Source organism: Acidovorax sp. FG48, assembly GCF_057809085.1.
The window spans coordinates 52,672-74,195 of the sequence record NZ_JBMDJH010000002.1; the positions used below are offsets into that span (position 1 = coordinate 52,672).

The 21,524-nt window shown below is 64.5% G+C and carries 19 protein-coding genes; 7 read left to right on the forward strand and 12 right to left on the reverse strand.

Translation table 11 applies throughout. The annotated features are described in order from the left end of the window. Window positions 1-62: 62 nt before the first annotated feature. Entirely contained in the window at window positions 63-1,028 is a 966-nt protein-coding gene (locus ACODSU_RS03205) for a helix-turn-helix transcriptional regulator (RefSeq protein WP_488840038.1), read from the forward strand. 7 nt (window positions 1,029-1,035) lie between these two features. On the opposite strand, the gene ACODSU_RS03210 is transcribed toward ACODSU_RS03205, so the two are convergent. The 6 genes from ACODSU_RS03210 to kdpF all read right to left on the reverse strand — a co-directional run bounded on the left by ACODSU_RS03210 (window position 1,036) and on the right by kdpF (window position 9,337). After that, window positions 1,036-1,746, reverse strand: a complete 711-nt coding sequence (locus ACODSU_RS03210) for a response regulator (protein ID WP_488840040.1) — start codon at window positions 1,744-1,746, stop codon at window positions 1,036-1,038. Between the two features lie 21 nt (window positions 1,747-1,767). Then, entirely contained in the window at window positions 1,768-4,506 is a 2,739-nt protein-coding gene (locus tag ACODSU_RS03215; RefSeq protein ID WP_488840042.1) for a DUF4118 domain-containing protein, read from the reverse strand. A gap of 67 nt (window positions 4,507-4,573) precedes the next feature. After that, window positions 4,574-5,191 (reverse strand): potassium-transporting ATPase subunit KdpC, encoded by a 618-nt coding sequence (gene kdpC / locus ACODSU_RS03220; protein ID WP_488840044.1) that lies wholly within the window; start codon window positions 5,189-5,191, stop codon window positions 4,574-4,576. A gap of 173 nt (window positions 5,192-5,364) precedes the next feature. After that, window positions 5,365-7,431 (reverse strand): potassium-transporting ATPase subunit KdpB, encoded by a 2,067-nt coding sequence (kdpB, locus tag ACODSU_RS03225; protein ID WP_488840046.1) that lies wholly within the window; start codon window positions 7,429-7,431, stop codon window positions 5,365-5,367. 20 nt (window positions 7,432-7,451) lie between these two features. After that, complete coding sequence (kdpA, locus tag ACODSU_RS03230; RefSeq protein WP_488840048.1) at window positions 7,452-9,245, reverse strand: potassium-transporting ATPase subunit KdpA; 1,794 nt, start codon at window positions 9,243-9,245, stop codon at window positions 7,452-7,454. Then, complete coding sequence (gene kdpF / locus ACODSU_RS03235) at window positions 9,242-9,337, reverse strand: K(+)-transporting ATPase subunit F (RefSeq protein WP_044394814.1); 96 nt, start codon at window positions 9,335-9,337, stop codon at window positions 9,242-9,244. The genes kdpA and kdpF overlap by 4 nt, the downstream gene beginning before the upstream one ends. A gap of 492 nt (window positions 9,338-9,829) precedes the next feature. On the opposite strand from kdpF, the gene ACODSU_RS03240 reads away from it, so the two are divergent. Continuing rightward, window positions 9,830-10,732 carry a DMT family transporter gene (locus tag ACODSU_RS03240; RefSeq protein WP_488840051.1) on the forward strand — a complete coding sequence of 301 codons (903 nt, stop codon included), beginning with the start codon at window positions 9,830-9,832 and terminating at the stop codon, window positions 10,730-10,732. Window positions 10,733-10,899: 167 nt separating this feature from the next. Here the strand turns inward: ACODSU_RS03240 and ACODSU_RS03245 are convergent, their stop codons facing one another. From ACODSU_RS03245 to lptF, 6 genes are all read right to left on the reverse strand, one after another. Next, window positions 10,900-11,316, reverse strand: coding sequence for a hypothetical protein (locus ACODSU_RS03245; RefSeq protein ID WP_488840053.1), 417 nt, complete (start codon window positions 11,314-11,316; stop codon window positions 10,900-10,902). Window positions 11,317-11,326: 10 nt separating this feature from the next. Beyond that, window positions 11,327-12,493 carry a pyridoxal phosphate-dependent aminotransferase gene (locus ACODSU_RS03250; protein WP_488840055.1) on the reverse strand — a complete coding sequence of 389 codons (1,167 nt, stop codon included), beginning with the start codon at window positions 12,491-12,493 and terminating at the stop codon, window positions 11,327-11,329. Window positions 12,494-12,558: 65 nt separating this feature from the next. Beyond that, the gene (locus ACODSU_RS03255; protein WP_056062356.1) at window positions 12,559-13,500 is read right to left on the reverse strand and encodes a CysB family HTH-type transcriptional regulator; all 942 of its coding nucleotides are present in this window, start codon (window positions 13,498-13,500) and stop codon (window positions 12,559-12,561) included. A gap of 73 nt (window positions 13,501-13,573) precedes the next feature. Next, window positions 13,574-13,945 carry a sirohydrochlorin chelatase gene (locus tag ACODSU_RS03260; RefSeq protein WP_309823963.1) on the reverse strand — a complete coding sequence of 124 codons (372 nt, stop codon included), beginning with the start codon at window positions 13,943-13,945 and terminating at the stop codon, window positions 13,574-13,576. Window positions 13,946-13,967: 22 nt separating this feature from the next. Next, a complete protein-coding gene (lptG, locus tag ACODSU_RS03265; RefSeq protein ID WP_309823965.1) occupies window positions 13,968-15,077 on the reverse strand; it encodes an LPS export ABC transporter permease LptG in 1,110 nt (369 codons plus the stop codon). After that, a complete protein-coding gene (gene lptF, locus ACODSU_RS03270) occupies window positions 15,074-16,180 on the reverse strand; it encodes an LPS export ABC transporter permease LptF (protein WP_488840058.1) in 1,107 nt (368 codons plus the stop codon). The genes lptG and lptF overlap by 4 nt, the downstream gene beginning before the upstream one ends. Window positions 16,181-16,203: 23 nt before the next feature. Between lptF and ACODSU_RS03275 the strand changes: the two genes are divergently transcribed. From ACODSU_RS03275 to ACODSU_RS03295, 5 genes are all read left to right on the forward strand, one after another. Next, window positions 16,204-17,760 (forward strand): leucyl aminopeptidase, encoded by a 1,557-nt coding sequence (locus tag ACODSU_RS03275; RefSeq protein ID WP_488840060.1) that lies wholly within the window; start codon window positions 16,204-16,206, stop codon window positions 17,758-17,760. 7 nt (window positions 17,761-17,767) lie between these two features. After that, window positions 17,768-18,202, forward strand: coding sequence for a DNA polymerase III subunit chi (locus ACODSU_RS03280; RefSeq protein ID WP_488840062.1), 435 nt, complete (start codon window positions 17,768-17,770; stop codon window positions 18,200-18,202). A gap of 395 nt (window positions 18,203-18,597) precedes the next feature. After that, entirely contained in the window at window positions 18,598-18,798 is a 201-nt protein-coding gene (locus ACODSU_RS03285) for a hypothetical protein (protein WP_488840064.1), read from the forward strand. A gap of 131 nt (window positions 18,799-18,929) precedes the next feature. Beyond that, complete coding sequence (locus ACODSU_RS03290; RefSeq protein ID WP_291472880.1) at window positions 18,930-20,057, forward strand: branched-chain amino acid ABC transporter substrate-binding protein; 1,128 nt, start codon at window positions 18,930-18,932, stop codon at window positions 20,055-20,057. Between the two features lie 139 nt (window positions 20,058-20,196). Then, window positions 20,197-21,425 (forward strand): IS3 family transposase gene (locus ACODSU_RS03295; protein ID WP_488840067.1). Its coding sequence is split into 2 segments (ribosomal slippage): window positions 20,197-20,542 and window positions 20,542-21,425, totalling 1,230 coding nucleotides; the frame shifts between segments, so codons are not numbered across the junction. Window positions 21,426-21,524: the final 99 nt, after the last annotated feature.

Here is a 21,524-nt window from a genome sequence, read left to right on the forward strand (position 1 = left end):
TGGAGCCACTGTAAGAACCATTGCGGACAATTTCAGTCCTCGATTCAACGTACAGTGGCGGCATGCTCAGTTCTTCCACACGCCTGTTGCGCCTGCTGTCCCTGCTGCAAACCCGCAGCCACTGGATGGGACCCGAGCTGGCCGAGCGGCTGGAAGTGCATCCGCGCACGCTGCGGCGCGACATCGACCGCCTGCGCCAGCTGGGCTACCCGGTGCAGGCCAGCAGTGGCGTGGCGGGCGGCTATGCGTTTCGCGCGGGGCAAGCGTTGCCCCCGTTGCTGTTGGACGATGAAGAAGCCCTGGCCGTGTCGATTGCGCTGCGCACCGCCACTGCGGGTGCCGTGGGCGGCATTGAAGAACCCGCCTTGCGCGCCTTGGTGAAACTGGAGCAGGCCATGCCCCTGCGGCTGCGTGAGCAGGTGGACGCGCTGCGCTCCACCATCCTGCCGCTGGACCGCACCGGGCCGGTGGTGGAGGTCTCGCTGTTGGCCACGCTGGCATCGGCCTGCCGCGACCAGTTGCGGCTTGGCTTCTCGTACGAAGACGGCAAGGGGCGCGCTACCCAGCGCTCGGTGGAGCCACAGGGCGTGGTGCACACCGGCATGCGCTGGTACTTGGTGGCGTGGGACTGTGGCCGTGGTGACTGGCGCACCTTCCGCATCGACCGCATGGTGGCAAAGCCCGAAGTTGGCGCGCATTTTGTGCCGCGCCCTGGGCCGGACGGCGGCGACCTCAAGGCCTATGTAACGCGCTCCATCACCGTGGCGCCGCACCCCGACCAGGCGCGGGTGGTGCTGCACGCGCCCTACGCAGAAATGGCGCGGCGCATTCCGCAGTCGGCCGGTGTGGTCACCACACTGGCCGATGGGCAGCAGTGCCTGCTGGAATGTGCCGCCAACGATGCCCTGGTGTTCTGGTTGATGGCGCTGGACGTGGAGTTTGAGGTGCTGGCGCCCGCGTCACTGCAGCAGCGGCTGCGCGTGGCGGGGGAGCGGGCGTTGCGCTGCACTGGTGCGCGCAGTTCGTGAGTGGGCCTCAGGGCACGAACCGGTACCCAATGCCCGCCTCGGTCCGAAGGTGCCGGGGCATCGAGGCGTTGTCCTCCACCTTCTTGCGCAGGTTGGCCATGTGCACGCGCACGTAGTGCGTGTCTTCTGCATGGCCTGGGCCCCACACGGCTTTGAGCAGCTGGGCGTGGGTGATGACTCGGTCGGGCTGGGAGGCCAGGTAGGTGAGCAGCTTGTATTCGATGGGCGTAAGGTGCAGGGCTTCGCTGCCATCGCTACCTGTGCGGCGCTCCACGGTGCGGCGGGCCAGGTCCACGGTGATGGCCCCGAACTGGATGACGGGTGTGGCTTCGGCGCCGGATGCGCGCTGGCTGCGGCGCAACTGGGCGCGCACGCGGGCCATCAGCTCGCCCGAGCCAAAGGGTTTGACCAGGTAGTCGTCGGCCCCGGCGTCCAGTGCCGCGATCTTGCTGGCCTCGGCACTGCGGGCCGAGAGCACGATGATGGGCATGGCCGACCAGGTGCGCAGGTCGCGGATCAAATCGACACCGTCGCCATCGGGCAGACCCAGGTCCAGCACCACCAGATCAGGGCGGCGGGTGCCGGCCTCGATCAACCCGCGCTGCAGGGTGGCGGCCTCGTGCACGGTGTGGCCTTCGCTCTCCAGCGTCAGGCGGACAAAGCGGCGGATGTCGGCCTCGTCTTCGACGATGAGGATGTGGGTGGGCAGGTCGGTCATGGGGATTGCGGGGCCGCGCGGTCAAACTTCGCTGGTGGTGTCTGCATCGGTGCCCAGGTCGGTGGGCGGCGTGCCGCGTGGCAGCAGCAGCGTAAAGCGCGCACCCGCAGGCTGGCCCTGGGCGTTGTGGATGGTATCTCCCCGGATGCTGCCGCCGTGCGCCTGCACGATGGCGCGGCAGATGGCCAGCCCCAGGCCGACGCCGGGCGTGGCGCTTTCACGGGCGCCGCGCTCGAACTTTTCAAACAGCAGCTCTTCGCGCCCTTTGGGCAGGCCGGGGCCTTCGTCGGTGATGGTCAAGGCCACGGCATCGCTTTGGGGCTGCGCGCTGATGTGGATGGCCGTGCTGGCGGGCGTGTACTTGGCGGCGTTTTCCAGCAGGTTGACCAGCACGCGCTCCATCAGCACGGCGTCGATCTGCAGGAGGGGCAGGTCGCCCGGCAGGGTCACTTCGATACGGTGCGCAGCAATGGCCGGGGTGCAGGCGGCCAGGGCGCTGCCCACCACCTCTTCCAGCGGCTGCCAGGCCTTGTTGAGCTGCACGGCCCCGGCTTCCAGGCGGGCCATGTCCAGCAGGTTGTTGACGAGCGCGCTCATGCGCTGGGCGGATTGCTGAATGGCTCCGGTCAGCTCCTGCTGGTGGGCGGGCAGGGGCGGCTGCACCATGGCCAGCGATTCGGCCAGGCCCACCAGTGAGGCCAGCGGGGTGCGCAAGTCGTGCGAGATGGCCGAGAGCAGCGAGTTGCGCAGCCGCTCGGACTCGATCTGCACCGTGCTTTTCTGCGCCACGTCGATGTAGTGGATGCGTTCGAGCGAAATGGCCAGCAGCGAGGCGCAGGTCTGCAGCAGGCGGCGTGGCTCCACGCCCGGTACTTGGCCTTGACCTTGGTGTTGTGGCATGGCCACCACCAGCACGCCACGGATTCGCATGGGCGCCTTGAGCGGCAGCACCAGTGTGGGGCTGGAGTGCAAGGTGTCCGTGCCACGGCCTGCGGGCTCGCCGCGCTCAAACGCCCATTGCGCCACGGCCATGTCCACGGGGGCGGTGCCACCGGGCAGCACCTGCAGACGGTTGTCATCGTCGGCCACCACCAGCGTGCTGCCTGCGCTGAACTCGCCAGTGATGAAGCGTGCGCCAATCTCAGCCACCTGTTCGGGCAGCAGCGCGGCCGACAGGTCCCGCGCCATGTCGTACAGGCTGCGCACGCGGTGCTCGCGCTCTGTGGCGGCTTCGGCCTGTACCTTGAGCCCGGCGGTGAGCTGGCCCACCACCAGGGCCACTACCAGCATCACAGCGAAGGTGACAACATATTGCGCATCGCTCACCGCAAAGTTGAAGCGGGGCGGCACAAAGAAAAAGTCAAAGAACCCCACGCCCAAGAACGCGGCCATGATGGCCGGACCGCGACCAAAACGCAGCGCCACGCCCACCACCACCAGCAAAAACAGCATGACGATGTTGGTCAGCTCCAGCACGTTGGCCAGCGGCGTCGCAATGACGGCGGCCACGCAGCAGGCGAGCGCGGCGGCGATATAGCCCGGCCAGAACGCCGCGCGCGGGGCTGCGGTGCTGGTGCGAGGGGCTTTCCGGTCTGTAGCGGCATCGCGGCCAGGCAGGGTGCCCACCTGCAGCAGGTCCAGGTCGCTGGCACTTTGTCCGATCTGCTCGGCCAGCGTGGCCTGCCATGGCCAGCGCCGGGTGCTGCGCCCCATCACAACGCGCACCAGGTTGTGTTCGCGCGCATAGCGCACCAAAGCCTGGGCGGGCTGCGCGGCTGGCAGCACCGCGCAGGCGGCGGTGCCCAGTTGCTGGGCGATCTTCAGGGTGCGCTCCACCTGCGGGTGCAGGGTGGCCGACTGGCCTTGCTGCTCGGGCGTTTCCACATGCACCGCGTGCCAGGGCAGGTCGAGCTGGGCGGCCAGGCGGGCGCAGCTGCGCACCACTTTTTCGGCGTTGTCGCCCGTGCCCACGCAGGCCAGCAGGGCCTCGCGGTTGGGCCACACGGCCTCTGGCGTGGTGGTGCTGGCGCGGCGGTAGGCGCGCATTTCGTCGTCCACCCGGTCGGCGGTGCGGCGCAGGGCCAGCTCGCGCAGTGCCAGCAGGTTGCCTTTGCGAAAGAAGTTGGCGGCGGCGCGCTCGGCCTGCTGGGGCAGGTAGACCTTGCCGGCCTTCAGGCGCGCCAGCAGCTCGTCGGGCGGGAGGTCCACCACCACCACTTCGTCGGCCGCGTCAAAGAATTGGTCGGGCACCGTCTCCCACACGCGGATGCCGGTGATGCCGCTCACGATGTCGTTCAGGCTCTCCAGGTGCTGCACGTTCATGGTGGACCACACGTCGATGCCTGCGGCCAGCAGTTCTTCGGCGTCTTGCCAGCGCTTGGGGTGGCGCGACCCGGCCACGTTGCTGTGGGCCAGTTCATCGAGCAGCACCAGGCCGTCGGGGTGTTCTGCGCCCCAGGCCAGCGCGGCGTCCAGGTCAAATTCGGGCAGGGTGCGGTCTTTGTAGTGCAGGGCGCGCAGCGGCAGGCGCGGCAGGTGGGCGGTCAGCGCCTCGGTGTCGGCGCGCCCGTGTGTCTCGACCACGCCAATGGTGACGGGCGTGCCCTGCGCTTGTGCCGCCCGGGCGGCCGACAGCATGGCAAAGGTCTTGCCCACCCCGGCGCATGCACCAAAGAACACCTTGAGCCGCCCGCGCTGCTGCTGGGCCTGCTCTTGCTGGATGCGCTGCAGCAGCGCGTCGGGGTCGGGGCGATCCTGCATGGGTACAGTGTACTCGTCAATTTGGAGTCAAATAGGCCTCTAGCGCTTATCTATCAAGCGCAAGCAGCTATTGTTTTGGTAGCGCATCAAGCGCCAGGTTCAAGGCCAGCACGTTCACACGCGGCTCGCCCAGCAGGCCCAACCAGGGGGTGTCGGTGTGCTGCTGTACCAGCGTCTCCACTTGCGCTACGGGCAGGCTGCGGGCGCTGGCCACGCGCTCAGTCTGGTAGGCGGCGGCTGCCGGGCTGATGTGGGGATCGAGCCCGCTGGCCGATGTGGTGACCAAGTCCACGGGCACGGGGCGGGTGTTGCCGGGGTCGGCGGCGCGCAGTGCGTCAATGCGAGCTTTGACGGCATCTGCCAGGGCCGGGTTGGTGGGGCCCAGGTTGGAGCCACCCGAGGCGGCTGCGTTGTAAGGCATGGGCGCAGTGGCCGAGGGGCGGCCCCAGAAGTGGCCGGGCTCGGTGAACGACTGGCCGATCAACTCAGAGCCCACGGCCTTGCCACCTTGGGTAATGAGGCTGCCGTTGGCCTGGTGCGGGAAGGCCGTTTGTGCCACGCCGGTCACGGCCAGAGGATAGAGCAGGCCGGTGACGAGGGACAGCACGACAAACAGCGTGAGGGCGGGGCGCAATACGCCGCCGGTATTGGTGGGTAAGTCGTCGCGGGGGATACGGATAGGCATACGATTTTCCTTTCAATCAAATTCCGGGAGCTGCGCATCAGACTGGCGCGCCCCAGGCCAGGGGACACCGAGCAAGGGCCGCCCCGCAGTGAGGGTGTCGTCCCCCTCCCCGCGCAGCGCAGCGAAGCGAGAGGAGGGGGAAGGCGCGAAGCGACACAGGGGGAGGTCCTTGTTCAAGCCACGCCCATAGCCGCCAGCACCATGTCGATCAACTTGATGCCAATGAATGGCACCACCATGCCCCCCAGCCCGTAGATGGCCAGGTTGCGGCGCAGCAGCGCGGCTGCACCCACGGCGCGGTAGGCCACGCCCCTCAGGGCCAGCGGGATCAAAAAGATGATGATCAGCGCGTTGAACACCACGGCGGACAGAATGGCCGACGAGGGGCTGGCCAGGTGCATGAAGTTCAGCGCCGACAGCTGCGGGTAGGTGGTGACAAACGCCGCCGGGATGATCGCGAAGTACTTGGCGATGTCGTTGGCAATGCTGAAGGTGGTGAGCGAGCCGCGTGTCATCAGCATCTGCTTGCCGGTCTCCACAATCTCGATGAGCTTAGTGGGGTTGCTGTCCAGGTCCACCATGTTGCCCGCCTCCTTGGCGGCCTGGGTGCCCGTGTTCATGGCCACGGCCACGTCGGCCTGGGCCAGGGCGGGCGCGTCGTTGGTGCCGTCTCCGGTCATGGCCACCAGCTGGCCATTGGCCTGGTAGCTGCGGATGAGCTGCAGCTTGGCCTCGGGCGTGGCCTCGGCCAGAAAATCGTCCACACCCGCCTCGGCGGCAATGGCGGCGGCTGTGAGGCGGTTGTCGCCCGTCACCATCACGGTCTTGATGCCCATGCGGCGCAGCTCGGCAAAGCGCTCTTTGATGCCGCCCTTGACGACATCTTTGAGCTCCACCACGCCCAGCACCTGCGCGCCATCGGCCACCACCAGCGGGGTGCTGCCGCGGCGCGATACATCGTCCACCGCCGTCTGCACGGCGGTAGGGAAGCGCCCGCCCAGTGCCTCCACGTGCTTGCGGATGGCGTCTGCGGCACCTTTGCGCAGCAGGCGCGGGCCGGGCAAGTCCACGCCGCTCATGCGCGTTTGGGCAGTGAAGGGCACAAACTGGGCCTGCAGACTGGAAAGGTCGCGCTCACGCAGGTTGAACTTCTGCTTGGCCAGCACCACGATGCTGCGGCCCTCGGGCGTTTCGTCGGCCAGCGAGGCCAGCTGGGCGGCGTCGGCCAACGCGGTATCGGTGACACCGGGGGCAGACAGGAACTGGCTGGCCTGCCGGTTGCCCAGGGTGATGGTGCCGGTCTTGTCCAGCAGCAGCACATCCACATCGCCCGCAGCCTCCACGGCGCGGCCCGAGGTGGCGATCACATTGGCCTGCATCATGCGGCTCATGCCTGCCACGCCGATGGCGCTGAGCAGGCCCGCGATGGTGGTGGGGATCAGGCACACCAGCAGGGCCACCAAGACGACCAGGCTCACAGGCTGGCCCGCGCCGCTGGCCTGCACGCTGAACAGCGAGAACGGGAGCAGCGTGACCACCACGCCCAGGAACACGATGGTCAGCGCCACCAGCAGGATGGTCAGCGCGATCTCGTTGGGGGTCTTGTGGCGCTTCGCGTTCTCCACCATGGCGATCATGCGGTCCACAAAGGTCTCGCCGGGATTCACGGCCACGCGCACCACGATCCAGTCGGACAGCACGCGGGTGCCACCGGTGACGGCCGAGAAGTCGCCGCCCGATTCGCGGATCACCGGGGCGGATTCGCCCGTGATGGCGCTTTCGTCCACGGAGGCCACGCCGTCGATCACCTCGCCATCGGCGGGGATGGTGTCGCCCGCTTCCACCAGCACCACGTCGCCCTTGCGCAGGTTGGCGGCCTCCAGCGGCAGCCAGGTCAGCTCGGTGCGCGGGGTGGTGCGGGCAAACTGGCCGTCGAGCTTTTTCGCCCAGGTCTGCTTTTTCAGGCCGCGCAACGAGGCCGCCTGGGCCTTGCTGCGGCCTTCGGCCATGGCCTCGGCAAAGTTGGCGAACAGCACGGTGAACCACAGCCACAGCGCGGCTGCGGCGGTGAAGCCCTCGGGTTGGCTGGCGGCCAGTGCAGTGGTGAAGGCGCTGCCCACGTACACCACAAACATCACCGGGTTGCGCCATTGCACGCGCGGGTCCAGCTTCTTGAAGGCCTCCAGCAGCGCGGGGCGCACCAGGGCGGGGTCGAACAGGGTCAAGGTTTTGCGAGTCATCACAATCTCCGTGCCATTTATCAACGAGGTGTGAGCACGAGATGCTCTACCACGGGGCCCAGCGCCAGGGCGGGCACATAGTTCAGCAAGCCCACCAGCAGCACCACGCCTGCCAGCAGCGCCACAAACAGCGGGCCGTGGGTGGGCAAGGTGCCATCGGTGGCGGTGGCGCGCTTTTTGGCAGCCAGAGACCCGGCCATGGCCAGCACGGGCACGATCACGCCAAAGCGGCCCAGCCACATCGTCACCGCCAGCAGCACGTTGTAGAAAGGCGTGTTGGCCGACAGGCCTGCAAAGGCGCTGCCGTTGTTGTTGGCGGCGGAAGACAGCGCGTACAGCACCTGGCTGAAGCCGTGCGCGCCGGGGTTGGAAAGGCCTGCACGGCCCGCCTCGCTCATCACCGCCACAGCCGTGCCCAGCAGCACCAGCAACGGCGTGACGAGGATGGCGATGGCAACGAGCTTCATCTCGTGCGTCTCGATCTTCTTGCCCAGGTACTCGGGCGTGCGGCCAATCATCAGCCCGGCAATGAACACGGCCATGATGGCGAAGACCAGCATGCCGTACAGGCCCGAGCCCACGCCGCCAAACACCACCTCGCCCATCTGCATGAGCACCATGGGCACCATTCCGCCCAGGGGTGTGAAGCTGTCGTGCATCGCAATCACCGCGCCGCAGCTGGCCGCTGTGGTGATCACTGCGAACAGGGCCGAGGTGGCGATGCCAAAGCGCGTTTCTTTCCCTTCCATGTTGCCGCCCGCCTGCAGGGCGCTGGCAGTCTGGTCCACACCCAGCGATGCCAGCAGTGGGTTGCCCTGCTGCTCGAAGGCGGTGGCTGCCACCACGGCCACCACAAACAGCAGACTCATCGTGGCCAGAATCGTCCAGCCCTGGCGCTCATCGCCCACCATGCGGCCAAACACCAGGCACAGCGCGGCGGGGATGAGGAAGATCGCCAGCATCTGCAGCACGTTGCTGGCGGCCGAGGGGTTCTCGAACGGGTGGGCCGAGTTGGCGTTGAAGAAGCCGCCACCGTTGGTGCCCAGCATCTTGATGGCCAGTTGCGAGGCCACGGGGCCCATGGCCAGGGTTTGGGTGGTTTGTGTGGCGGGCTCTGTGACCGGGGCACCCTGCGCGTCCAGCACGGGCTGGCCTGCGGCGTCCAGCTTGGGGGCGTCGTAGTGCACGGGCTCCAGCGTCTGCACTTCCGTATAGGGCGACAAGTTCTGGATCACGCCCTGGCCTGCAAACACCACGGCCAGCACCAGCGACAGCGGCAGCAGCACCCACAGCGTGGCACGGGTCAGGTCGGCCCATACATTGCCAATGCTCTGAGCCGAATGCCGCGCAAACCCGCGCACCAGCGCAATGACGACGACTAAGCCTGTGGCGGCGGACAGAAAGTTCTGCACCGTCAACGCCAGCATCTGCGTGAGGTAGCTCATGGTGCTCTCGCCGCCGTAGCCTTGCCAGTTGGTGTTGGTGACAAAGCTGATGGCCGTGTTGAAGGCAGAGTCCGGAGCCACCGCAGCCATGCCCTGCGGGTTGAGCGGCAGCACCGCCTGCCAGCGCTGCAGTGCATACACAGCCAGCACGCCCAGGCCGTTGAACACCAGCAGGCCCAGCGCGTAGCGCAGCCAGCCGGTTTCTTCCTCGGGCCGCACGCCAGCCAATTGGAAGAGCGGCCCTTCCAGCCGCCGCCCCAGCGCAAAGCGGCCTGCCATCACGGTGTCGATGTAACGCGCCAGCGGCCAAGCCAGCGCCAGCAGCAGTGCCAAAAACACTGCCAATTGCAGCCAGGCACCGGTGCTCATGAAAAGTCCTCTGGCCGCAGCAGCACCGCGACCAAGTACACCAAGAGGCCTGCAGCCAGCACGGCCGCCAGAATCATCCAGCCGCTGGTCATGACCGCTCCCCTTGTGCCTGGCGTTGCAGCAGCGCGCAACCTTTGGCCAAGCCATAGACGGCCAGCCACTGCAGGCCTCCCACCGTCATCAATATCCAGTCCATATCGTCCTCCTTGAGACATGGACCGATGCTAGGAACGGCCGCATCAAGACGGGCGCAAGAGTGCGGGGTGCGATATCAAGATCGCATCAAGATGCGCGGACGCCAGGCCAGGTGGGCAGAAAGATGTGTGGGGGTTTGCTATTGAATTTGTAGCTTTTTGCGCTTGATATTCAAGCGCTACAGGCCGTTTTTATTCAAAGTTTTGCATTGAAGCGCGGGTTTGCCGGTTCTCTCACTGGTTTCGGGCGTCTGCACGCTCGGCAGGTGTGGCGCACCTTGAGGTCTGTCCTTTCTCCCAACGGGTCATTAGAGAACCCTCACATCGGCCTGCAGCAAAGACGCTCGCAAGCTGCGATCATCCCCACCCTGCATCACGCTTCTTTGCTTCATGACCCAGGCCACACCGCTGCGTTCCAGCGCTACCAGTCCGCTCGATTCCCTTGTCCCTCTGCTGTTTGTGGCGCTCTGGAGCACCGGCTTTATCGGCGCCAAGCTGGGGTTGCCGTATGTGGAGCCGCTGACCTTTCTGGCGCTGCGGTTTGCCGTCGTCATCGTGCTCATGCTCGCGGTGGTGGCCGTGGCGCGTGCACCGTGGCCGCCGTCAGGCAGGGCCTGGCTGCACATTGGGGTGTCGGGCCTGCTGGTGCACGGTGTGTACCTGGGCGGGGTGTTCATGGCCATCGGGCACGGGCTGCCATCGGGCATTACAGCGCTGGTGGTGGGCTTGCAGCCGCTGCTGACAGCCCTGGTGGCCGGGGCTTTGCTGGGCGAGAAGGTGCGGCCTGCCCAATGGGCGGGCCTGGCCCTGGGCTTTACCGGCGTGGCGCTGGTGGTGGCGGGCAAGGTGGCCACCGTACCAGCGGGCGCTTTGCTGGGCATGCTGCTGCCCGCGGTGGTTGCGCTGCTGGGCATCACGGCGGGCACGCTGTACCAGAAGCGGTTCTGCCCCTCGTTCGACTTGCGCACGGGCTCTGTCATCCAGTACTTGCCGTGTGCGGTGGCGATGGCCGCGGTCGCCTACGCCACCGAATTCATGGCTATATCGTGGACCGGCGAGTTTGTGTTTGCGCTGGGCTGGCTGGTGCTCGTGCTCTCACTGGGGGCAGTGAGCCTGTTGAACCTGCTCATTCGCCGGGGCGGCGCAGTCAATGTGGCCAGCCTGTTCTACCTGACCCCGCCCACCACGGCCCTGATTGCTTGGGCCCTGTTTGGCGAGACGCTCAGCGGTTGGGCACTGGCGGGGATGGGGTTGGCTGCGGCGGGTGTGTGGCTGGCCAGGCAGACGAGATGAGGGCGGGGCACTGCAATGCCACTCCGTGGAAAACGCGGGGTTGGTGTGGCAGTCTGGGTGATGTGTAGAGAGTTTGCTATTGTATTTGTAGCTGTTCGCGCTTTGTGGATGTGCGTAAAGGCCACTTTTCTTGAATTTTTGCTTGCTGCTGAACGATATGGGCCCTGTCAGGCAGCGGGGTGCACGGCAACGATGTTAAGAGGCCCTGAAATGGAGAGTCCGCTGAAACCCATTGGGGATTCCAGCGCAGACACATGGCCGCCCTCCGCCCACACATCCACCAGCGCATCTTTCGTTCCAAACTGGCAGGCAATGGTGGCGATGCGGAATGTGTCCGTCCGGTCGAAGAGAAGCGCTGTCGGCCATCGAACCTGAAACCAGCGTTTGCACTGGAATTCGATGCGCTTCCAGTCGAATGGGCGGCGAATGTTGTTGATGCAGTCCACCTGCTTCGCCAGCAACACCGCCTCAGCCGGTGGCAGTGCGGAAGCGGTGGCTTGGAGCAGCGCTTTCTCAAACGGCAACAGTTGGTCGGTGGGCGTCGGCGCGACGATGGGCTGGAGAGACCCGGTCAGTGGAACCATGGCAACGGCCTCAGAGTTTGCGCAGCCGTTCCAGCGCCGCCCGCAGCGTCTCGTCCTTCTTGGCAAAGCAGAACCGCACCACACGCTGGTCAAACCCGTCGCCATAAAACGCCGACAACGGAATCGCCGCTACGCCTACCTCACGGGTCAGCCACTGGCAGAAGTCGGCCTCGTTCAAGTCGCTGATGGCCGAGATGTCCACGCACTGGAAGTAGCTGCCGGTGCTGGGCAGCAGCTTGAAGCGCGAGCCTGTCAGGCCTTCGCGGAACAGGTCGCGCTTGGCCTGGTAGAACGCGGGCAGTTGCAGGTAGGGCGTGGGGTCTTGCAGGTAGGCGGCCAGGCCGTGCTGCACGGGGGTGTTGACGGTGAACACGTTGAACTGGTGCACCTTGCGGAACTCGGCCGTGAGCGCGGCAGGGGCCGCCACGGTGCCGACCTTCCAGCCGGTGACGTGGAAGGTTTTGCCGAAGCTCGACACGATGAAGGCGCGCGCCGCCAGGCCTGCAAAGCGTGCGGCGCTCTGGTGCTCGGCGCCGTCGAACACCATGTGCTCGTACACCTCGTCGCTGATGAGCAGGATGTCGGTGGGCGCGAGCAGGTCTTCGAGCTGGCGCATTTCCTCGGCCGTCCAGATGGTGGCGCTGGGGTTGTGCGGGCTGTTGATGAGGATGGCGCGGGTGCGGGGCGTGATGGCCGCGCTGATCTTGGCGAAGTCGGGACGAAAGGTGCCGGGCGTGAGTGGCACGCGCACGGCCTTGCCACCGGCCAGCTCGATGTTGGGCACGTAGCTGTCATAGCAGGGGTCGAGCACGATGACTTCGTCGCCCGCGTGCACGATGGCCAGGATCGCGGTGATGATGGCCTGGGTGGCGCCCGCGGTGATGGTGATTTCGGTGTTGGGGTTGTAGGCGCGGCCATGCAGCGCCTCGATCTTGCGGGCCAGGGCTTCGCGCAGGGCGGGCACGCCGGTCATGGGCGGGTATTGGTTGTGACCGGCTTGCATCGCGGCGGTGACGGCGTTCACCAGCTCGGGCGCGCATTCAAAGTCGGGGAAGCCCTGGCCCAGGTTGACGGCCTTGTGCTCGGTGGCCAGGGCGGACATCACGGTGAAGATGGTGGTGCCGACATTGGGCAGCTTGCTGGGGACGGAGGGTGTGCGGGCGGTGGTGGATGTCATGGCGCAGCAGCTTGGAAAACGGGAAATTCTGGAAGAGATCGGGGTGTTTCGGGCCTGAATGCAGGTCAGAGTTCGTAGTCGTTGACATGGCCCGTCATCGCGCGGGCAATCAGCTCACGGCTCAGGCGGTCGCTGAGCAGCTCCGCAAACTTGTAGACAAAGTTGCGCAGGTAGGCGCCGCGCTTGAAGGCCACGCGGGCCACGCTCTGGCCGAACAGGTGGCCCACGGGGCGCACGGCCAGGTCACCCACCGGGTCGTCGCGCATGGCCATCTCGGCCACGATGCCGATGCCAAGGCCCAGGCGCACATAGGTCTTGATCACGTCGGAGTCGATGGCTTCGAGCACGATGCGGGGCGTGAGCTTGCGCGCCGCAAAGGCGTGGTCGATCTTGCCCCGACCGGTGAAGGAGGGGTGGTAGGTGATGAGGGCTTCATGGGCCAGGTCATCCAAACCAATGCGCTCCTTTTGCGCCAGCGGGTGGTCGTTGGGCACGACCAGCACGTGCTGCCATTCGTAGCAGGGCAGGGTGACGAGTTCGGGGTAGTCGGCCAGGGATTCGGTGGCCATGCCGATCTCGGCCACCTCGTCGATGATCATGCGGGCCACTTCGTGGGGCGTGGCCTGGTGCAGGCTTACGTTGACCTTGGGGTAGGCCTCGCGCAGGCGCGCCACGGGCACGGGCAGCACATAGCGCGCCTGGGTGTGGGTGGTGGCGATGCTGAGGGTGCCGCTGTCTTGTGCGCTGAACTGCTCGCCAATGCGCTTGAGGTTGCCCACCTCGCGCATGATGACCTCGATGCTTTTGAGCACATGCTGGCCGGGCTCGGTAATGCGCTTGAGGCGCTTGCCGTGGCGGGCAAAGATGTCCACGCCCAGTTCTTCTTCCAGCTCGATGATGGCTTTGGAGACGCCCGGCTGCGAGGTGTGCAGGGCCTTGGCGGCCTCGGTCAGGTTGAGGTTGCGGCGCGCAGCCTCTTGAACGAAGCGGAATTGGTGCAGATTCATATCGAATATTGCCTAAAGAATTGCATCATTATGCTGCAATCGTCTAAGCAAGCGGACCGCACTCTCGGAAATTTCAGATCGGCGGGCTTTCGCAGGCGATCTCGGCCATCAGGGCCGTCATGCGGGGGTCTTCTCCGATGGCTGTCTGCACATGGAATTGAACTCCAGGATGTGCGGTGCGGAGCTCTTGCACCAGTAAGGGCAAGTCCTCCCGCGCATGTTTGCCCGTGCCCAGGAACATGGGCACCACCGTGACAGCGGTGGCCCCATCGGCCACCAGTTGCCGGACGGCGTCTGGCAGGGATGGTTCACACAGTTCCAGGTAGGCGCAGATAGCTTGGCGGCCAGGGCTTTGTGCCGCAATGCGCGTTGCGACTGCCTCCATGGGGGCGCGCCACAGGGGGTCGCGGGACCCGTGGGCAAACAGGACGATGGCTTGGGTCATGGGGCGAGGCAAGGTCAGGGTGTCAGCGTCTCAGCACCAGCCAGCCAAACGCCGCCAGCGAGAGCAGGGAATAGATCAGGCCAGGCGCCGCCGCTGTCAGCCATGGCGACCAGTTTTGCAGGTTGCCCGCATAGCCGAAAACGTTGTTGAGCAGGAAGAAGCTGATACCCGCCATCACGCCGCCGAACACGTAGCCCGCGATGCCGCCCGAGCGGAAGTGCAGGTACGCAAAGGGCAGAGCCAGCACCACCATCACCAGACAGCTCAAGGGGTAGAACACCTTGCGCCAGAACTCGATCTCGTACTTCTGCGCGGACTGTCCATTGGCGTTCAGGTGCCGGATGAACTGAAAGAGGTCCAGCGTGGCCATGCGGTCGGGCTTGAGCAAGGACGCTGCCACCATGTCGGCGCTGATCTTGGTCGGCCACTGCAGGGAGGGGCTCTCCAGGTGCTCCACGCGGGCCTCGTTCTTTTCGCTTTGCTGTTCAAAGTGACTGCGCTGCACCTTCTCCAGGGTCCACGATCCATCGGTGCCGAACTGCCCCGACGCAGCCCGGGTCTGCGACGCCAGGCGCCCCTTCTCGTCAAACTCGAAGATGCGCACGTCCAGCATGCCGCCATTGGGGGTGAGTGCGCGCACGTTGACGGCAAACGAATGGTCTTCTTGCCGCTCCTTGAGCCATGCACCTGTGGCGCCTGCTGTGAGCCGCCCCAGGTAGCGCACTTTGATGAGCTGCGCGGTGCGGTCGGTCAAGGGGGCCAGGTAGTCACCGACAGCAAACGTCAGCAGCACAAAGACGCCGCCGAGCGTGAGCAGGGTACGCAGTGCGCGCCAAGGGCCCATGCCGCTGGTGCGCATGATGGTGAACTCCGAGCTTTGGGCCAGGCGCGCCATCACGAAGATGGTGCCGATCAGTACCGTGATGGGCAGCAGTTCATACAGGTGACTGGGGATGCTGAGCACCACAAACAGCAACGCGTGCGATAGCTGGTAGCCATCCTCCCCGGCACGGCCCACCCAGCGGAGCTCATCCACCAAGTCAAAAAAGAAGAACAGGGCCAGAAAGCCCACTGTGACGAAGGTGACGGCGCCCAGCGCCTCACGGTGGATCAGGCGGCGGATGGTTTTCATGCGGACTGCCCTCCGGTGCGCACGGACTGCCATAGCCGGCCCATCGTCCATTGGTTGTGTCGGACAGCAAGCACCAGCAGTGAGGCCGCCAGCATGCCGCCGTGCAGCAGCACCATGAAACTGGTCAGGCCCAGCCGGTCCGCGCCCACCCAGCTCTGGCCCAGGGTCATGAGGTTGTAGTAAACGATGAAGGCAAACAGCGCAAACACCATGCTCGTGCTGCGCGCTGCGCGTGGGTTGACGCTGGCCACGGCCAGACCCAGCAGCACAAAGTTGAGCGCGGCCAGTGCCAGGCCCAGCCGCCAGCCCAGCTCGGCGCGGTAGGCCGGCAGCGGCCGCATCACAAGGTCGTAGGTCGTGCGTGTCTTCACCGCCAGTTCTTCCGCCGCACCGGGCGCTGCACTACCGATGCGGGTGCCGTACAGGCTGAACTCGCTGATCTTCACGCCGGGCTTGTCCCGCGAGGTCTCCAGGCGCTGACCGTCGCTCAACAGGGCCATGCGTTCACCGCCCTGGGTCTCCAGCCGGGCGCTGCGGGCGGAGGTGACGGATTCGCGTTTGCCGTCATTGGCGGCAATGAAGACGTTGTTGGCGGCCTGCGTGTCTGGGGTGTCCTTGTCGATGAAGAACACCCGGCTGCCGTTGGACGACTCCTGGAACTCGCCCGGTGCAATGCGGTCGATGTCGCTGCGCTGCTCGTAGCGGGTCTTGAGTTCCTGGATCTGGGAGTTGGCCCAAGGCCACACCAGCAGCGACAGTACGGCAATCACCACCATCACCGGCCAGGCAAAGCGCAGCAGGGGTCGCACCAGACTGATCAGGCCGCGCCCGCTGGCGAACCAGATCACCATTTCGCTGTCACGGTACATGCGCGACAGGGTGCCGACGACCGCAATGAACAGACTGAGGCTGAGAATGGTGGGCAATTGCCCCAAGACGGTGAAGCCCATGACGAGCATCACGTCGGATGGGCTGACACTGCCCTTGGAGGCCTGGCCCAGCGTGCGGATGAGCATCATGGTCATGACCACTGTCACCAGCACCACAAGGGTCGCGCCGAAGCTGCGCGCCAGCTCCTTGCGGATGGATGAATCGAATAACATTGGCTGGAAGGAAAACACCAATTATGAACTTTGATCTCAAGACCCTTGAACTTGCTGCGGCAGCTTCGGAGAAATGCGACCTGCTGATCGTCCTGCTTCCTGAGGGCTTCAAGCCAGGCAAGGACGCGCTGTCTGCCCTGGCGGCCTTGGCGCTCAAGAACGGAGATCTGACCACCAAAGCAGGCAAACACCTGCAGCTGTACCAGGTGCCTGCCGTTGCAGCCCGCCGCGTGGTGCTGGTGGGGTTGGGCGATGGATCGGCGCGCGCAACGCGCCAGGCGCTGCAGGCACTGGGTGGTGCCATCAAGGCGCCCCAGACCAAGCGCGTGGTGCTGTGTTTTGCCGGCGCAGCCTCGGCGGCGTCTGTCAGCGCTGCCGTGCAGGCGGTGGCAGACGTGAGCTATGTCTACACCACCACCAAGACCAAGGCGGAGGCACGCAGCCTGAGTCGCTGTGTGGTGGGTGTGCCCGATGCCGCCGGTGCGCATGACGGGTTTGACAGCGGGGTCGCTCTGGTCGCTGGTGTGGAGTTTGCGAGGGAGTGGGGCAACCGCCCAGCCAACCATGCCACCCCCAGCCAGCTGGCGGATGCGGCCAAAACCCTGGCCAAGCTGCCACGCATCCAGTGCAAGGTCCATGGCCCGGCAGAGGTGGCGCGTCTGGGCATGGGCGCCTTCATGGCTGTGGCAAAGGGCTCTGAAGAGCCCCTGCGTTTCATCGAGCTGCGCTACAACGGCGCTGCCAAGGACCAGGCACCCATCGTGCTGGTGGGCAAGGGCATCACCTTTGACACCGGCGGCATCTCGATCAAGCCCGCGCCCGAGATGGACGAGATGAAATTCGACATGTGCGGCGCTGCCAGCGTGCTGGGCACCTTCCGCGCGCTGGGCGAACTGCAGCCTGCCATCAATGTGGTGGGCCTGATCCCCGCCTGCGAAAACATGCCGGACGGGCGCGCCGTTAAGCCGGGTGATGTGGTCACCAGCATGAGCGGCCAAACCATCGAGATTTTGAACACCGATGCAGAAGGGCGCCTGGTGTTGTGTGATGCGTTGACCTATGCAGCGCGATTCAAGCCTGCCGCGGTGGTGGATATCGCCACACTGACGGGTGCCTGCGTGATCGCGCTGGGCGGCGTGCGCAGCGGCCTGTTCGCCAACAACGATGATCTGGCGGAGTCTTTGCAGGCGGCCGGCGAAGCCGCGCAAGACCTTTGCTGGCGCATGCCCCTGGATGACGACTATGCGGATGGCCTCAAGAGCAACTTTGCCGACATGGGCAATGTGGCTGGCCGTGCGGGCGGTTCCATCACTGCAGCCAAGTTCTTGCAAAAGTTCGTGGGCGACATGCCGTGGGCGCATCTGGACATTGCAGGCACCGCGTGGAAAGGTGGGGCGGCCAAGGGTTCTACAGGCCGGCCCGTGGGGCTGCTGGTGCACTATGTGCTCGAACAGTCTAGGTCGCCGGTCCGTACGGCAAAGGCCCCCAAGTCCACGTCGCGCTCTGCGACCAGCAAGGCGGCTACGGGCACTGCCCGAAAGCCTGCTGCTAAGCGGCCCGCTGGCAGCAAGTCTGCTTGACTGTGCCATGACCGAGGTGGCCTTTCACTTCAATGCGCCCGACAAGCTGGCGTATGCATGCCGGTTTGCGCGCAAGGTGCAGCGTAGCGGAGCTCGCCTGGTCATCGCAGCGCCGGCGGACGCGCTCCAGACGCTGGACCGCATGCTCTGGTTGATGGCCCCCCAGGACTTTGTGGCTCATTGCCACGCCGATGCTGACGAGGATCTCGTTCAGGCTTCGCCGGTATTGCTGGCGCAAGATGCACGCTTGGCGCCGCACCACGAAGTCTTGCTGAATCTTCATGCGGAAGTGCCAGAGGGTTTTGGCCGGTTTGACCGCCTGGTGGAAGTCGTGAGTGCCGAGGACGAAGCCGACCGTGCCCAGGCGCGCACGCGATGGCGCCATTACGCGTCCCGTGGCTATGCCATTACCCGTCATGATCTGGTGCTGAAAGCGGGCTGATGGCGCTCCCCCCCAAGACCCCTCCGCGGTTCGTGCCCACGCTCACCGAAGTGGTGCAAGTGCCCGACGCCGCAGCCCCGGCGTCGGGCGCTACCAATCCAGCAGCGCGTACGACAGTTCTTTCTCCATCGCAGTCGGCTGCGCTGGCAAAGGCAGCTCCGCCCGCAGTGCGGCCTGCTCCGATGCAACAAGGCAGTGCGCCAGTCGCTGTGGCGCGTCCTGTCGCTCCGCCCTTGGTTGCGCCACCACCGGTGGTTTCTCCTCAAGCGTCGCGCGCTGTGTCTTCATCTGCCCAGCAACGCCCATCAACCTTCGCTGCTGCCACTTCCGTAGGGATGCCACCAGTGTCCGCGCCTGTTGCAGCCCGCGCTTTGCCCGAAGGGATGGAGGAATACATGGTGCACCGCGTCATGCAGCGTGTGGATGTGGTGCTCGATCAGCGCCTTCGCGAGGCAATCGCCACAGTGGTGCAGGAGCAGACGCGTTCGGTACTGCCACGCCTGCGCGAAGAGATCGAATCAGTGGTCCGGCATGCGGTGTATGAAGCCGTGGCTGACGAGTTGGCCAGCGGTGCGCTGCCTGCGCCAAAGGGATGACAGGGTATTCCCCTGTGGTTTCTCTCGCGTTTAATCGTGTTCCCTAATGATCTGGCCCGTAAATTGCGATATGTTCGCCTGCGTTGAGACACAACAACATGCTCAGCGTTTATCTTTACTGGAGATTTGATATGCAATTGAAGTTGAAACTGACCGTGGTTGCTGCTATCGCGGCGATTTCCACCATGGCCGCTGCACAAGAACAAGTGGTCAAGCTCGGTCACGTTGCTCCTATGTCGGGCGCGCAAGCCTCCTACGGCAAAGACAATGAAAATGGCGCTCGCATGGCCATCGAAGAACTGAATGCCCAGGGTGTGACCATCGGGGGTAAGAAGATCAAGTTTGAACTGATGGCGGAAGATGACGCTGCTGATCCAAAGCAAGGCACTGCTGCAGCGCAAAAGCTTTGCGACTCCAAGGTGGCGGGTGTAATCGGTCACCTGAATTCTGGTACCACGATTCCCGCATCTAAGGTGTATAACGACTGTGGCATTCCCCACGTCACTGGCGCAGCCACCAACCCTAACCTGACCAAGCCTGGCTACAAGACCACCTTCCGCATCATCGCCAACGACAATGCGTTGGGCGCTGGCTTGGCTTTCTACGCTGTGGATACCCTGAAGCTCAAGACCGTGGCTGTGGTCGACGACCGTACTGCGTACGGTCAGGGTGTTGCTGAAGTGTTCAAGAAGACTGCCGCCGCAAAGGGCATGAAGGTAGTGGACGAGCAGTTCACCACCGACAAGGCCACTGACTTCATGGCAATCTTGACTGCCATCAAGGCCAAGAACCCTGATGCTATCTTCTTCGGTGGTATGCACCCTCAAGCTGCGCCCATGCTTCGCCAGATGGAGCAGTTGGGTATGAATAATGTCAAGTATTTCGGCGGTGATGGGATTTGCACCCAGGAAATTATTCAGCTCGTCGCGGGTGCCAAAACATTAGGTAATGTGATTTGTGCGGAGGGTGGATCTTCGCTGGACAAGATGCCCGGCGGAAAGGCTTGGAAGGCCAAGTACGATGCCAAGTACCCTGGACAGTTTCAGGTTTATAGCCCCTACACCTATGACGCTACATTCCTTATTGTGGATGCCATGAAGCGCGCCAACTCTGTGGATCCGAAGGTCTACACGGCGGAACTCGCCAAGTCGAACTTCAAGGGTGTCACTTCAACCATTCAATTCGAGCCCAATGGTGAAATGAAGAATCCTTCCATCTCCTTGTACATTTATAAGGATGGCAAGAAGGTACCTCTGTAATTGGAGTGTGGCTTCCCGCTGCGGGGCATTGCGGGTGCCTTGCAGACAACAAAAAGGCTTCCTTCGGGAAGCCTTTTTGTTGTGGGTGACCCGTCCTGCCTGGCGTTGACACGAGGACCTTTCAAAAAGGGTATGTGTCATGGAATCAAGTGTCAAACGCACGCAGCGCGACTACACACTGGCCTTTAAGTTGGCGGTGGTGGAGCAGGTGGAAAAAGGCGAGCTCACGTACAAACAGGCGCAGCAGCACTACGGCATCCAGGGTCGCTCGACGGTTCTGGTCTGGCTGCGCAAGCACGGTCGCCTGGGCTGGAGTCCTGCGGCATCATCTGCAGCCATGCCGATAGACAAGAAGAACACTGGTGCTCTCACGCCCGAGCAGCAGATCAAGGCGCTGCAGGTGCAGCTCGCACAGGCGCAGGAGAAGGCCGGGCTGTTCGAAGCCGTCATCGACGTGCTGCGCAAGGACTATGGGGTGCGCATCGTAAAAAAGCCTTTGGGCAAGTCCTCGCGCAAAACCTCATCGCAGGGTTGAGCGTGAAGAGGGCTTGCCAGCATATGGGCCACAGCCGTCAGGCGTACTACCAGGGTAGGCGCCGCGAGGCCGATCGCTTGGCGAATGCGCAGACGGTGGTGGAGTTGGTACGCGAGCAGCGCATGCGCCAACCACGCATAGGCACGCGCAAGCTGCACCACTTATTGCAGGAGCCGCTACAGCGCCGAGGCATCGACTTGGGCCGCGATGCAATGTTCGACGTCCTGCGCAATGCCAGGCTGCTGGTGGCACCTCGGCGGGCGTATCACAAGACAACAGACAGTCACCACCGCTTCAGGCGCCATCCGAACCTTCTCAAGGTAGGGCCGCAACAGATCCACGCCAGCGGCAGCGAGCAGGTCTGGGTGGCTGACATCACCTACTTGCCCACACACGGCAAGTTCGTCTATCTGAGCCTGGTCACGGATGCGTATTCCAGGAAGATCGTCGGCTGGCACGTGCATGAGAGCCTGCAGACCGAAGAGGTGGCGCAGGCCATGAAGATGGCGCTCTCGGGGCGACAGAGCAGCCGACAGTTGGTGCACCACTCCGACAGGGGTATCCAGTACTGCGCGACGTACTACCAGGCCCTGCACAAGCGCCACGGCGTGATCTGCTCGATGACGGACGGCTACGACTGCTACCAGAACGCGCTGGCCGAGCGGGTCAATGGCATCTTGAAGAGTGAGTTCTTGCTGCAGCGCCCCGCCGATCTGGGGCAGGCCAGACGCGTGGTCGAGCAGTCAGTCGACATCTATAACTGCGAGCGACCGCATCTGTCGCTGAAAATGCAAACGCCCGATGCAGTGCATCGGGCGTCATTGGCCGGATAGTCCGGCTGGAGTATTTAACCGTCCTGGGTGTCAACGCTATTCAGGACGGGTCAGAGGTGCAGCCAGTCGCGTAATTGGAGCTGGTGGATGACCGACAGC

Coding starts and splice junctions, on each gene's coding strand:
- ACODSU_RS03205 (WP_488840038.1), top strand. CDS start 63: ATGCTCAGTTCTTCCACACGCCTGTTGCGCCTGCTGTCCCTGCTGCAA.
- ACODSU_RS03210 (WP_488840040.1), bottom strand. CDS start 1,746: ATGACCGACCTGCCCACCCACATCCTCATCGTCGAAGACGAGGCCGAC.
- ACODSU_RS03215 (WP_488840042.1), bottom strand. CDS start 4,506: ATGCAGGATCGCCCCGACCCCGACGCGCTGCTGCAGCGCATCCAGCAA.
- kdpC (WP_488840044.1), bottom strand. CDS start 5,191: ATGCCTATCCGTATCCCCCGCGACGACTTACCCACCAATACCGGCGGC.
- kdpB (WP_488840046.1), bottom strand. CDS start 7,431: ATGACTCGCAAAACCTTGACCCTGTTCGACCCCGCCCTGGTGCGCCCC.
- kdpA (WP_488840048.1), bottom strand. CDS start 9,245: ATGAGCACCGGTGCCTGGCTGCAATTGGCAGTGTTTTTGGCACTGCTG.
- kdpF (WP_044394814.1), bottom strand. CDS start 9,337: ATGACCAGCGGCTGGATGATTCTGGCGGCCGTGCTGGCTGCAGGCCTC.
- ACODSU_RS03240 (WP_488840051.1), top strand. CDS start 9,830: ATGACCCAGGCCACACCGCTGCGTTCCAGCGCTACCAGTCCGCTCGAT.
- ACODSU_RS03245 (WP_488840053.1), bottom strand. CDS start 11,316: ATGGTTCCACTGACCGGGTCTCTCCAGCCCATCGTCGCGCCGACGCCC.
- ACODSU_RS03250 (WP_488840055.1), bottom strand. CDS start 12,493: ATGACATCCACCACCGCCCGCACACCCTCCGTCCCCAGCAAGCTGCCC.
- ACODSU_RS03255 (WP_056062356.1), bottom strand. CDS start 13,500: ATGAATCTGCACCAATTCCGCTTCGTTCAAGAGGCTGCGCGCCGCAAC.
- ACODSU_RS03260 (WP_309823963.1), bottom strand. CDS start 13,945: ATGACCCAAGCCATCGTCCTGTTTGCCCACGGGTCCCGCGACCCCCTG.
- lptG (WP_309823965.1), bottom strand. CDS start 15,077: ATGAAAACCATCCGCCGCCTGATCCACCGTGAGGCGCTGGGCGCCGTC.
- lptF (WP_488840058.1), bottom strand. CDS start 16,180: ATGTTATTCGATTCATCCATCCGCAAGGAGCTGGCGCGCAGCTTCGGC.
- ACODSU_RS03275 (WP_488840060.1), top strand. CDS start 16,204: ATGAACTTTGATCTCAAGACCCTTGAACTTGCTGCGGCAGCTTCGGAG.
- ACODSU_RS03280 (WP_488840062.1), top strand. CDS start 17,768: ATGACCGAGGTGGCCTTTCACTTCAATGCGCCCGACAAGCTGGCGTAT.
- ACODSU_RS03285 (WP_488840064.1), top strand. CDS start 18,598: ATGGTGCACCGCGTCATGCAGCGTGTGGATGTGGTGCTCGATCAGCGC.
- ACODSU_RS03290 (WP_291472880.1), top strand. CDS start 18,930: ATGCAATTGAAGTTGAAACTGACCGTGGTTGCTGCTATCGCGGCGATT.